This is a genomic window from Duncaniella sp. C9, from assembly GCF_004803935.1.
GTDB lineage: Bacteria > Bacteroidota > Bacteroidia > Bacteroidales > Muribaculaceae > Duncaniella > Duncaniella muris.
The window spans coordinates 2,189,573-2,201,616 of record NZ_CP039547.1; the positions used below are offsets into that span (position 1 = coordinate 2,189,573).

A 12,044-nucleotide genomic window follows, 5' to 3' on the forward strand; every position below is an offset into this window, starting at 1 on the left:
CCCACTGATGGAAGCCAATCTCACCAAACGTAACGGAGTAGTGACAATGGATAAGACTTTTGACCTTATGTGTTCACTACTCCGTAACGGAGAATATGTGGTCAAGATAGTACGAAAGACTCAACCTCGTACCATATCCCAGAACTCATTGATGTGGATGTGGTACAAGTGTATGGAAGAGGCTACGGGAACTCCCAAAGAGGACTTTCACGACTACTATAAGGCCAAGTATCTGAGCCGTGATGTTGTTGTCGGTAAAAGGTGGTATCGGGTCCCCGGCAGTACAACCGACCTCAACACCTTGCAGATGACAAACTATCTGGAAAAGGTCAAAGCGGATGCCGCCACGGAATTTGGCATCATGCTCCCACTCCCCGAAGATAGGAACTATCAAACGTTCATATCGGAATACAGAATAAGATAACTCGTCGGACAGTCTTAATGACCGCCCGGCTTTTTTATTAACAATTTCAAAAAAATGGAAACCTCAGACATCCGAATTAAAAAAGCCAAACTGAGTAAGGGAGGCTGTATCGAGGCATCCTACATTGATGCCGATGGCAACGAGATTACCCTCAAAGGTAAGAACAAATGCCACAATGACCTCAAGGTTGCACTCGCCGCTCTGGTCCCATACTTTGCCGACCTTACCGAGCAGAAGGAAGCGGACAACATCAACTGGGACAATCTTGAAAGTGCCGAGAATGTTGACCTCCTCCGCAAGCTCGATGTAACGGGTCTCAGCATCGGTGGTGATGACAACAACCGCATCATCACCATGACCGGCAGACGAACCCTCATCACCTCACGGATTCTCAACCTCAACTCTCCTGGCGTGGAGATGGAATCCGAGACATTTGAGTGGGAACACATCGACGAGTTCGACTTGGCGGTGCAAAACCTCATCTATGAGGTCAAGGAGTATATTGTGAACCGCAAGTGGGAGGTAGTTCAGGCTACCCTCTTTGATGGAGATCCCGATGACCCCTTTGCGGGAGCCGAGCCAACAAATGACGCTCCACCTGTTGAACAGCCTGCCGAAAATGTAGCGTAAGAATGAAACCAATATATATTACCGAAACGCCCAACACTTTCCGCCTCTCCTTTGACTACCACAAAGACCTCGTCTCGACCATTAAGCGTGTGCCGAGCAGTCCGAGATGGGATGCCCAGGAAAAGGAGTGGATCGTGAAAAAGGAAAGTATCTGCTATCCTCCCGGGCGTGATGCTCGGTGGTATGTAGAGGCTTTCGCTCAATGGGCAGTTGCCAAACGCTTTTGTTCTAACATCTCAAGGCGTAGCGAGACCCACGATGTAGTGTATGAGATTCCGCCGATGAAAAACTTCTCCGGCGAACATTATATGCTGCTCAATCCATACGAGTATCAGTTGGAGGGTGTGCGCTACGCCTTGGATCATCAGCGTTGCATCTTCGGAGACCAGCCCGGCTTGGGCAAGACTCTTCAGGCGATATGCTCTGTTGTCAAAGCGCACAAGGAGGCTAATATCTATGGCGACACATTCCCGGTCCTGGTTATATGTCCTGCGGCTCTCAAAGTCAATTGGCAACGAGAGTTCAAGAAGTTTGCCGGAATCAATGCCGTTATCCTCGATGACAAGAACCGCGACAGTTGGGAGAGACTTTATGAGTTGAGGCGAGGTGACGGAGACCCCTATGCTCCGGTGTTCATCACCAACTATGAGAGCCTTAAAAAGTTCTTTGTTGTTGATGTCAAAGACCACGCCCGAATGACCCTCCGCTCCATCGTGTTTGATGATCGCATCAAGCTGTTCAAGTCAATCATCATTGACGAGAGCCACAAATGCAAGTCAAGCAAGACGCAACAGTCAAAGTATGTCGAGGGTATCTGCAAGGGTAAAAAATGGATATTCGCCCTAACGGGTACGCCTGTTGTCAATAACAACACCGACCTTATCCAGCAGCTCAAAATCCTCGGCAGGCTTGATGACTTCGGAGGCTATAAGCAGTTTGTCGGCCGTTTCTGCGACGGTCCCAAACAATCCTCCAATCTCCGAGAGCTGAATTACCGCCTATGGATGTGCTGTTTCTTTCGCAGAGAGAAAGCAAAGGTGTTGACCCAACTCCCCGACAAGATGCGGCAGTATATCACCTGCGACATCACCAACCGCAAAGAGTATGACGATGCCGAGAATGATGTTATCAAATATCTCCGTCAGTATAAGAATGCGAGTGATGACAGAGTGGCACGCGCCATGAGAGGTCAGGTGATGGTAAAGATGGGCATCCTCAAACAGATTGCGGCGAGAGGAAAAATCAAAGCCGTCTCCGAGTTTATCCATGATGTCATAGACGGAGGGGAAAAACTCATCATGTTCGCATATCTGAAAGAGGTTGTCGAGGCTCTGAAAAAAGAGTTTCCCGATGCCGTAACAGTTACGGGTTCCGATGACATCAAAGCAAAGCAGAATGCCGTTGACCGGTTCCAGAACGACCCTGAATGCAAGCTCATAATCCTCAACTACAAGTCCGGCGGTACTGGACTGACACTGACGGCTGCAAGCCGTGTCGGATTTATCGAGTTCCCCTGGACCTATTCGGATTGCGAGCAAGCAGAGGATCGCGCCCATCGCAACGGACAAAAGAACGCTGTGAACTGCTACTACTTCCTCGGAGATAAGACCATCGACCGCTATATGTATCAGGTCATTCAGACAAAGAAAGACATAGCCAACGAGGTTACGGGTACCACCACCCAAATTGAAGAGGACATGCTCAACATCACAATGAACCTGTTCCAAGACAGAATATGAAAAAGAGATACAAACTACTTGAAAAGAATGGCAAGGTTCATATTCTACATTGGGTTACTGATGGGGTGCTCTTCGGGCCCGACTGGGAGAGCATAGCGACATTTGACAAACAAGACTCTAATCTGGAAAGATGCAAGACAATAATACGGCTTATGAACGAGTGCGACAAGCACACAGACCACCCTAACGATGACAGAACAAGAAATAACAAAAACTGAGCAAGGTTACTCGGAATCCAAGATACAGCATATTTGTGTGAATTGGTTCCGGCAGACTTTTCCTCATGTCGGCAATCTTCTCTTTGCCGTACCTAACGGCGGATGGCGCGGCGCCCGTGCCGGCGCACAGATGGTATATGAGGGACAAGTCAAAGGTGTTGCCGACATTATCCTGCTTTATCCGTCAGGCGGGAAATCGAGCCTTTGTATTGAGATGAAAGTTCCAAAGAAAAAAGGTAGTAGTGCCGGGACACAGTCTACCGCTCAAAAGGAGTGGCAGGCTCTCGTTGAGCAATATGGCAGCACCTATGTAGTGTGCCACGGACTCATTGAGTTTATACAGGCTGTTTGCTCCTATCTTCAAATCAACTCTCAAAAGTATATTACTGAAGCTCTCAATAAGTATCCACTTTATCGATGAACTATATTGAATTAATTAACCGCTTTTGGCAGGAGGTCGAGATGAAGGATTTTCTTCCCTCGGAGGCTTGCGTATATTTCAGATTGCTGGATATATGCAACAAGTTAGGATGGCAAAATCCGTTCTCCCTCTCCAACTCACGGGCAGTCGCGCTGATGGCGATGAATGAAAAGACCTTTCGTGCTATCAGAGACAAGCTCGGCGGGCGCGGCTTAATAGAGTTCAAGAAAGGGAAAAAGAGGGAGAGCGCACCGATGTATTGTTTCCCGGAAAAGACTGAAAATGGATGGGTTTTTCCTTGGGGGAATTTTTTGGAGGTAAAAAATACCGTAAACACTACCGCAAACACGCCCGTTAACACGCCCGCATATAATAAAACTAAAACTAAAACAAATAAATCTCCTAACGGAGATGGCGCGGCGCCAATCCAAACGGAAATCTCATTGTTTGCGGAGGAAGAGAAACGAGCGGCCCGGAAAAAGCCTAAGGCATCAAAAGACCCACCACCGCCGCCGACACTCGAAGAGGTTCTGCAATATTTCCTCAGCCGAGATGCCGACAAGAGGCTGGAGAATTGGGAAGAGTCCGCCCGACGATTCTACGACAATTTCAATGCAGTTGACTGGAGAGACAAGTACAACCGCCGGATCATCCATTGGGACAGTCGGGCCAACTCTTGGATTCTTGATGATGAGAAACGACAAAAAGAAAGGATAACACCAAATGAAAGTGAGCAAGGAGATAAATTTTCGGGACGTCGAGGGACTGAGCCGACTGCTACAAGCCGAAAAGGTTTCAAGGGAACGCTTTAGTCTTGAAATTTCCGAAAGAGACTGCGCCAACGCTATCATGTCCGCCATGAAAGCGGAGGTTGAATATCGCGGAGGGGTTTTCAAATGTGATGAAGACACTCGCGCCCATATCCTCACCGCCGCTCAATGGCTCGTCAATCCGGAATCCACTCCAGGTCTATTGTTGTGCGGATTGTGTGGTAACGGCAAAACAACTCTTGCAAAGGCTATCGCCTGGCTTATCGGTTATCTCACGGAACGTGAGGAAGGTTACTCCAAGCGCAAGAGGATGTTGCTTTACACGGCAAAAAACATCTGCCGGCTATGTGCCGCAAGCGAGAAGTTCAAGGAGCAGTACGATGAATATGGCAGGCTGTTTACTGAGCCGATGATGATAATAGACGACCTTGGAGAAGAGCCGAAAGAGGTGATGGTCTATGGGATGATTCACACTCCCATCATTGACATCATCAGTGAGCGTTATGCTGCTCAACGAATGACCATCATCACAACCAACCTTGAGGTTGACGCTCTCAAAGAGAAATATGGCGATCGCATCATTGACCGGTTCCGGGAAATGCTAACCTCAATCATTTTCACTAATGACTCATACCGAACCCGAAAAAATAGTAATTAGGTGGACCACAAAAGACGAGAATGCTATTGCCGCCATCCGCAAGCGGTTCAATATGCCGAGTTACACCACGCTTAACGGCTGGAGCCCTGTTGAGGTGAAGCCGGAAGACAAGGATATATTTGAAGAGTGCGCCCGGCGCGGATTCTTTGGTATAATGCCGCAAAAATAACTAAAAAATGGTGAACAATATATTTTCATATCTCGTAATTAATGGCTATCTTTACAGTATAATTAATTAAAAGTCAAACCAATAAACCCAACTATGGAAATAAGACAAATTCCACTTTCATTGGTGTCTCCATCACCGATGAACCCTCGCAAAACATTTGACGAGGATGAGCTGCAAGAGTTGGCTGACAACATCGAGAAGCAGGGTTTACTCCAGCCAATCACCGTTAGGCCCATTGCAGACAAGACGAAGTTTGCCGTAGTAGATGGCAATGCCGACTTCCACCCCGAGTATGAAATCATTTGCGGAGAGCGCCGTTTCCGTGCTTTCAGCAAACTCTACGACAGATGGAGTGAAAGGAATCTCACTGATTCCAATGGTGAGCCTATCAACAACTTCTCTGAAATTTCCGCCATTGTGCGAGAGATGGACGATGACGAGGCATTTGAAGCGATGATCACCGAGAATCTTCAGCGCAAAGATGTTGACCCCATTGAAGAGGCTTTCGCTTTTGACCAACTCATTCAAAAGGGTAAAACCGCTGAAGAGGTTGCTGTCCGCTTTGGCAAATCCATCCGATTTGTTCAGGATCGCGTAAAACTCAACAACCTCATTCCGGAACTCATGCTTGCCGTCAAAGATGACAAGATGAGCATTTCGGCGGCAATGCTCATCGCCAAACTCGACGATGAGGACCAACGGAGATTTTATTCAGTTTACTCCAATCACTATCAAGGCTATTCAAAGTCAAACGCTCAGAACTTTGTCAATGACCTGTTCATGACAATAGAGCAGTCGCTATGGTATAAGAGCGACAATCAGGCTGACGAGGATTTTGAAGGAGGTTGTGGTCGTAAATGTTCCGAGTGTCAATACAACACCTCCAATCACGGTTGTCTGTTCTGGGAAATGAAAAGTCAGGATGCCGGGCGATGCACTGACCGGACCCAATTCCAAGCAAAGACATTGGCTTATATGCTCCGAGAGATTGACCTCATCGGCGACAATCTCGTGAAAGCTGGTGAGCCGCTTGAATTTGGCAAAACCGTTCTCTGCATAAGAGAGAACTATGTCAGTGATAACTCTGACATCAGACAACTAATCACCCTGCTCAAAGAGAAAATCGCTGAACGTGGCTATGAAGTTGTTGATCCCGACAAAGTATTCCAAAGCCGTTGCTTCTATGACCTTGATGACGAGAGAACCCAAGACTTCCTCAAAACTGGTCAGGCTTATCGTTGTTTCAACCTCATGGATTGGCGGTCTCCCAACCTCCAGCATGAGCGATGGTATGTGAAAAAAGGAGACACCGGTACCAATGTTGGTAAAGATGGAACGCCCTACCAAGTAACCGAAATCCTCAACTCTATCAAAAACGAGGAGCGTGGGTTAAAAAGTAGTTTAGCGGTAGCCGGAGCCGAGGCTCTCAAAGAGTGCTCCCCATCTGATGAACCACTTTCAGAGAACGAGCGTGTGATGCTCCTCACCTGTATGTTCAACAACAATTTCACGCTTGCCGAAAAGGTCGGTATGATGACAAGCCAATCGACTGACCCAATCAACTTGCACACCTTTGTCAAAGAACACCCGGAGAAATGGGCATTGATGATGAGGGCGTGGATGTTTCAGCAGATAGATGGGGTACATGCCAATCTTCGCTCTGCTGAGTCTATGCTTGATGAACTCGGTGAGAAGAATTGTCCGGAATTATACAAAGAGAAAAGAGACAAAGCTCAGACCAAGTTCAATAAGAGCAAAGCCAAAGCAGAGAAAAAACTAAGAGACCTCGGCTATGGTCTTGATGGCAAACCACTCGTTGTAACCAAGAAAGTTGCCTCTCTCAATCCCGATGCCAAGACTATTAAAGAACAGTTCAAGGCAATGAAAGCCAAGCACTCCGACGCAATTCTCATTTTCCGTATGGGAGACTACTATCAAATCTTCAACGAGGATGCAGAGATTGCGGCTCCCATACTTGGACTTAATCAAGCCCCCTGGCACGCTGAACCAACTATCAACCAGTGTGGATTCAGTCATAGTGCTCTTGACACTTATTTGCCTAAACTCATAAGAGCGGGCAAGCGTGTTGCAATCTGCGAGCAACTTGAAGACCCGAAAAAGAAGAGCAAAAAGGGGAAATAATCCTCTCCACCAAATCACATCATCAACCCAAACGCGGCACTACTCAATAAAACGAGTGGTGCCGCTTGCTTTACTATGGAATATCAAGAGTTTCTTAAATCCAAGATAAAAATATCGGAGGACTTCGGCTTTACCGTCAGCATGGATGAAATCAACCCCAAGTTGAAACCTCACAACAAGCTGATGGTAAAATGGCTCGTTGAGGGGGGCAAGCGTGCCTGTTTCGCGTCTTTCGGTCTGCATAAAACAGTAACACAGTTGGAGGCGGTCCGGCTCACTCTCGCCAAGATCGGCCATGGGAGCGGCTTGATTGTTTGCCCACTCTCAGTCCGTCAGGAGTTCGTCGAGGACTCCAAAAACATTCTCGGCTGGGAGTGCCCCCCAAAGTTTATCAGGCGCGCCGAAGAGATGGATGGTGACGGCATCTACCTCACCAACTACGAGAGCATCCGAGACGGCAAGTTGGACCCGGAATTATTTGTTGTCGCCAGTCTTGACGAGGCTTCAGTCCTGCGTGGTCTCGGCGGTTCCAAGACATTCCGTGAATTTATGAGGCTGTTCACCGGTGATGGCGGACCAATGCAGGTGCGCCGTCAGGCAGAGCGTATCAAATTCCGCTATGTCGCCACGGCCACTCCCTCACCAAACGACTATATAGAGTTGTTGGCTTATGCCGACTTCCTGGGCATCATGGATGTGTCGCAAGCCAAAACAAGGTTCTTTAAGCGGGATTCCACGCACGCCGACAACCTCACCCTCCACCCACACAAGGAAGAGGAGTTCTGGCTATGGATATCCTCGTGGGCACTGTTTGTCAGCAAACCATCTGACATCACCGGCGACACGGCAGACGATGAGGGCTACATCCTCCCTGACCTTGACCTGCGATGGCACGAGATACCGACGGACTATTCTAAGTCGAGTGTTGACAAATACGGCAATCCTGTATTATTCGCTTCTGAGGCTATGGGACTGCAACAGTCGGCAAAAGAAAAACGTGAGAGCCTCCCTGCCCGTATCGACAAGATGATGGAGTTGAGAGCCGAGGATCCCGACGCCCACCGTATCATTTGGCACGACCTTGAGGCAGAACGCCACGCCATAGAGAAAGCCATACCCTCTATAAAATCCATCTACGGCTCACAAGATTATGAGAAGAGAGAGAAAAACATCCTTGATTTCTCTTATGGCCGAGTTCAGGAGTTGGCGGCTAAACCTGTTATCGCCGGTTCCGGCTGTAACTTTCAACGCTATTGTTCCTGGGCAATATATCTCGGTATCGGCTACAAGTTCAATGATTTTATACAGTCCATTCACCGCCTGCAACGATTCCTTCAGACAAAGAAAGTCCGGGTTGACCTCATCTATACCGAGGCAGAGCGAGGAGTGCGAAAGGCTCTTGAAACAAAGTGGCAGAACCACAACAAACTCATTAATAACATGACTGAAATTATTAAGAAATACGGGCTATCTCACAAAGAGATGTCTGCACACCTCGCCCGTAAAATGGGCGTTGAACGTGTCGAGGTCTCCGGCGATGGCTACCGCATAGCCAACAATGACAATGTTCTTGAGTTGCAGGACACCGACCGCTACCCGGACAATTCAGTGGGGCTTATTGTAACCTCTATTCCGTTTGCAACCCAATACGAATACTCTCCCAATTACGCCGACTTCGGCCACTCTGAAAGCAACGAGGAGTTTTTCAAGCAGATGGATTTCCTCACCCCAAACCTCTTCCGAGTGCTCCAGCCCGGCAGGATGGCTATCATCCATGTCAAAGACCGCATCGTGCCGATGGGATTGAGCGGAATGGGTTGTCAGACGGTGTATCCGTTCCACTGCGATTGCATACGCCACTACACCAAGCACGGCTTTGCCTACATGGGGATGAAGACCATCGTAACGGATGTGGTCCGGGAAAACAATCAGACCTACCGCCTCGGCTGGACTGAACAATGCAAAGACGGCACCAAAATGGGAGTAGGTATGCCGGAGTATCTTCTCATCTTCCGAAAGCCTGCCACCGATCGCACAAATGCCTATGCCGACATTCCTGTTGTCAAAGACAAAAAGTGGTGGAATGAGCAGACCATAAGTTGGGATAATCCCGATGGTTACAGCCGCGCCCGCTGGCAGATGGATGCACACGGCTACACACGCTCTTCAGGTGATAGGCTGATGACCCCCGAAGAGATAGCAAAGATGGACCACAAATCTATCTACCGCTTCTTCAAAAAGTATTCTCTTAATGAGGTATGGGATTACGACTATGTTGTAAGAGTGGCCGAGGAGTTGGAGTTGCACGGCAAACTCCCTACGGGATTCATGCTCTTGCAGCCCGGCAGTTGGACCGACAACGTATGGTCTGACATCGCAAGAATGAGGACACTCAACACCATTCAGTCGGTAAAAGGTAAAGAACAGCATCTTTGCCCTCTGCAATTTGACATCGTGAACCGTGTCATTGACCAGATGAGCAATCCCGGTGATATTGTTCTTGACCCATTCGGGGGACTTATGACGGTTCCCTATTGCGCGCTGCTCAAAGGTCGTAAGGGCTGGGGCATAGAACTCTCGCCGGTGTACTTCCTTGATGGTGCTCAATATTGCGCCCAAGCCTCCACAAAGAAAGAGACCCCATCACTCTTTGACTTCCTCGATGATCAGGCGGAGGATGAAGAAGAGCCTCTACCTTTTGAACTCCAAGATAAAAAGTAATATGAAACGAGAAGATGCCCAGACCGCAACGGGCTTGAGCCTGCCGGTCATTGTTTTCGTGGTGTTCCTTACCCTGCGCCTTGCCGGAGTAATCTCCTGGTCATGGTGGTGGGTAACATCGCCACTCTGGATTGTAGCCGCTCTGATAGTGGCAATCACGATTTTCTATGTAGCGGTGTTCGCTTACCGCTACCGCAAACACAAACGCAACTAACCTCATCTGTTATGATGACAATAATAAGACCGCCTCCCGGCAATCGCGAAAGAGATAACACCAGTCATTCACTTAACCCAATTCTTTACCAATGGCAATAACGCTGAACAAAAGTGCTATCCGATGCGAAGAGATAGCAATCGCCAGTGGTAAAATAACCTCCAACTCATCGGCTCGACCATTGCTTTATGACATATCCCGGAATTGGCGTGAGTTACTTGATGCGTCAAGTTTTCAAAGCGACAATCCCGGTCCCTGGAGCGAAAAGGAAGAGGCGGCGGCCGAGGTTATGATTTCCACTCTGACCTATCTTCAGCGCATTGGGTGCAAGAACATCGAACAGTTGCTCAAGGACACCATAGAGCGACACGCCCGGCAAAATGAGTAGGTTTCGTTAATGGCTATTCTGATGATGTAAATTGATGATGTATAATAGCAATGACCGAAAATACAATTTTAGCAATCGGCCTCTTGGATTTCAACAAGGGGCAACTCCAAGGACTCCCGAAGAATCCCCGGTTCTTTCGGGACTATCGCTATGAGGCGATGAAAAAGAGCATTGAGGAATCTCCCGAGATGCTTGAACTCCGTGAACTAATCGTCTATCCATATCCGGAGGGGCGGTACATAGTCGTTTGTGGCAATCTGCGTTTGCGTGCCTGCAAGGAACTCGGCTACAAAGAGCTTCCCTGCAAGATTCTCAACCCTAAAACCGATGTGAAGAAGTTGCGCGAATATGCCACAAAGGACAATGTGAGTTTCGGCGAGAATGATGTTGATGTGATGATCAACGAGTGGGACAAATCAGAGTTGCAGGATTGGGGAGTTGAATTTTCCCCGGAAAAGAAAACCGATGAGTTCAAAGAGCGGTTTGATTCGATCACTGATGAAACCGCAATATATCCCCTGGTCCCCAAATACGATGAGAAGCACGAGTTGTTCATCATTCAGTCAGGTAACGAGGTTGATAGCAACTGGCTCCGTGAGCGTCTTGGTATGCAGCGTATGCGCTCCTATAAGACCGGCAAAGTGAGCAAGAGCAATGTTATCGACGTTAAAGATGTTCGTGTCGCATTGGAGGGCGAAAGGAAATGAGCAATCTCAAAATCGTAATCCCCTCACACAAGCGGCACGATCGTGTTTTCGCAAAGAAACTCGTTAACAACCCCATCATCTGTGTTGCTGAAAGTCAGGCAGACCTCTACCGCCAATACAACCCCGAATGTGAGATAGTAACTCATCCCGATGATGTCATAGGGCTTATTCCCAAACGCAATTGGATGGCCCGGCACTTTGGCGATTTAATGATGCTCGACGATGATGTTCACGTTGTCAAAACCCTCTTTTGCGAGAAGGGCGAGACCGGGGTTATACGCGATCCGGACCAGATAACCCATATCATAGAATCCTTGTATGAGTTGGCGTGTCTGCTCGATGTTCATTTGTTCGGGTTCACCTCAGCCATTTCGCCGGTGATGTATAACGAATGGGGGTATTACTCCCTCTCGAAGATGATCACCGGTTGCGCCTATGGCGTGAGGTATAACAAGAATGTCTGGTGGAATGAAGAAATCCGGCTCAAAGAAGACTTTTGGATTTCATGTTACATGAAGTTCAAAGAACGCCGGATTCTTACCGACCTCCGCTACAACTTCGCCCAGAAGGGCACGTTTGTAAATGCCGGAGGGCTGGCAGCGTTCCGCAATCAGGAAGAGGAACGCCGCTCGATACTGTTCATCAAAAAGCACTTTGGGGACAGCATCAATATCAAAGGCGCAACCAACAACGGCAAAGACAAGACAAAGCAGCTCGTGGAGTATAACATCTCCTGCAAGTTCAAATTCTAACCTGCTGATTATCCGCTAAAAATGGTGTTCAATCTGATTGCACATATCGTCATTTTTGGCTAAATTTACAGTAGTAAACAACCAAATAATA

General features: G+C 48.1%; 13 protein-coding genes. All 13 read left to right on the forward strand.

Annotated elements, in window-relative coordinates:
- Positions 1–7: 7 nt before the first annotated feature.
- A complete protein-coding gene (locus E7745_RS09125; protein ID WP_136408698.1) occupies positions 8–424 on the forward strand; it encodes a hypothetical protein in 417 nt (138 codons plus the stop codon).
- 54 nt (positions 425–478) lie between these two features.
- Positions 479–1,054 (forward strand): hypothetical protein, encoded by a 576-nt coding sequence (locus E7745_RS09130; RefSeq protein WP_124076600.1) that lies wholly within the window; start codon positions 479–481, stop codon positions 1,052–1,054.
- Between the two features lie 2 nt (positions 1,055–1,056).
- Positions 1,057–2,793 (forward strand): DEAD/DEAH box helicase, encoded by a 1,737-nt coding sequence (locus tag E7745_RS09135; RefSeq protein WP_136408699.1) that lies wholly within the window; start codon positions 1,057–1,059, stop codon positions 2,791–2,793.
- A complete protein-coding gene (locus tag E7745_RS09140) occupies positions 2,790–3,011 on the forward strand; it encodes a hypothetical protein (protein ID WP_136408700.1) in 222 nt (73 codons plus the stop codon). The genes E7745_RS09135 and E7745_RS09140 overlap by 4 nt, the downstream gene beginning before the upstream one ends.
- Positions 2,983–3,432 carry a VRR-NUC domain-containing protein gene (locus E7745_RS09145; RefSeq protein ID WP_124076659.1) on the forward strand — a complete coding sequence of 150 codons (450 nt, stop codon included), beginning with the start codon at positions 2,983–2,985 and terminating at the stop codon, positions 3,430–3,432. The genes E7745_RS09140 and E7745_RS09145 overlap by 29 nt, the downstream gene beginning before the upstream one ends.
- Positions 3,429–4,244, forward strand: a complete 816-nt coding sequence (locus E7745_RS09150) for a hypothetical protein (protein ID WP_136408701.1) — start codon at positions 3,429–3,431, stop codon at positions 4,242–4,244. The genes E7745_RS09145 and E7745_RS09150 overlap by 4 nt, the downstream gene beginning before the upstream one ends.
- A complete protein-coding gene (locus E7745_RS09155; RefSeq protein WP_136408702.1) occupies positions 4,156–4,860 on the forward strand; it encodes an ATP-binding protein in 705 nt (234 codons plus the stop codon). The genes E7745_RS09150 and E7745_RS09155 overlap by 89 nt, the downstream gene beginning before the upstream one ends.
- A gap of 262 nt (positions 4,861–5,122) precedes the next feature.
- A complete protein-coding gene (locus E7745_RS09160) occupies positions 5,123–7,171 on the forward strand; it encodes a ParB N-terminal domain-containing protein (RefSeq protein WP_136408703.1) in 2,049 nt (682 codons plus the stop codon).
- A gap of 75 nt (positions 7,172–7,246) precedes the next feature.
- Positions 7,247–9,892, forward strand: coding sequence for a DNA methyltransferase (locus E7745_RS09165; protein ID WP_136408704.1), 2,646 nt, complete (start codon positions 7,247–7,249; stop codon positions 9,890–9,892).
- Between the two features lies 1 nt (position 9,893).
- The gene (locus E7745_RS09170; RefSeq protein WP_136408705.1) at positions 9,894–10,106 is read left to right on the forward strand and encodes a hypothetical protein; all 213 of its coding nucleotides are present in this window, start codon (positions 9,894–9,896) and stop codon (positions 10,104–10,106) included.
- Between the two features lie 91 nt (positions 10,107–10,197).
- Positions 10,198–10,494, forward strand: a complete 297-nt coding sequence (locus tag E7745_RS09175) for a hypothetical protein (RefSeq protein ID WP_240740283.1) — start codon at positions 10,198–10,200, stop codon at positions 10,492–10,494.
- Positions 10,495–10,544: 50 nt separating this feature from the next.
- Positions 10,545–11,201 (forward strand): ParB N-terminal domain-containing protein, encoded by a 657-nt coding sequence (locus tag E7745_RS09180; RefSeq protein WP_136408706.1) that lies wholly within the window; start codon positions 10,545–10,547, stop codon positions 11,199–11,201.
- Positions 11,198–11,953 carry a hypothetical protein gene (locus E7745_RS09185; RefSeq protein ID WP_135472304.1) on the forward strand — a complete coding sequence of 252 codons (756 nt, stop codon included), beginning with the start codon at positions 11,198–11,200 and terminating at the stop codon, positions 11,951–11,953. Before E7745_RS09180 ends, E7745_RS09185 begins: the two co-directional genes overlap by 4 nt.
- The last annotated feature ends 91 nt before the right edge of the window (positions 11,954–12,044 follow it).

Coding starts and splice junctions, on each gene's coding strand:
- E7745_RS09160 (WP_136408703.1), top strand. CDS start 5,123: ATGGAAATAAGACAAATTCCACTTTCATTGGTGTCTCCATCACCGATG.
- E7745_RS09135 (WP_136408699.1), top strand. CDS start 1,057: ATGAAACCAATATATATTACCGAAACGCCCAACACTTTCCGCCTCTCC.
- E7745_RS09125 (WP_136408698.1), top strand. CDS start 8: ATGGAAGCCAATCTCACCAAACGTAACGGAGTAGTGACAATGGATAAG.
- E7745_RS09145 (WP_124076659.1), top strand. CDS start 2,983: ATGACAGAACAAGAAATAACAAAAACTGAGCAAGGTTACTCGGAATCC.
- E7745_RS09140 (WP_136408700.1), top strand. CDS start 2,790: ATGAAAAAGAGATACAAACTACTTGAAAAGAATGGCAAGGTTCATATT.
- E7745_RS09130 (WP_124076600.1), top strand. CDS start 479: ATGGAAACCTCAGACATCCGAATTAAAAAAGCCAAACTGAGTAAGGGA.
- E7745_RS09155 (WP_136408702.1), top strand. CDS start 4,156: ATGAAAGTGAGCAAGGAGATAAATTTTCGGGACGTCGAGGGACTGAGC.
- E7745_RS09185 (WP_135472304.1), top strand. CDS start 11,198: ATGAGCAATCTCAAAATCGTAATCCCCTCACACAAGCGGCACGATCGT.
- E7745_RS09150 (WP_136408701.1), top strand. CDS start 3,429: ATGAACTATATTGAATTAATTAACCGCTTTTGGCAGGAGGTCGAGATG.
- E7745_RS09180 (WP_136408706.1), top strand. CDS start 10,545: ATGACCGAAAATACAATTTTAGCAATCGGCCTCTTGGATTTCAACAAG.
- E7745_RS09170 (WP_136408705.1), top strand. CDS start 9,894: ATGAAACGAGAAGATGCCCAGACCGCAACGGGCTTGAGCCTGCCGGTC.
- E7745_RS09175 (WP_240740283.1), top strand. CDS start 10,198: ATGGCAATAACGCTGAACAAAAGTGCTATCCGATGCGAAGAGATAGCA.
- E7745_RS09165 (WP_136408704.1), top strand. CDS start 7,247: ATGGAATATCAAGAGTTTCTTAAATCCAAGATAAAAATATCGGAGGAC.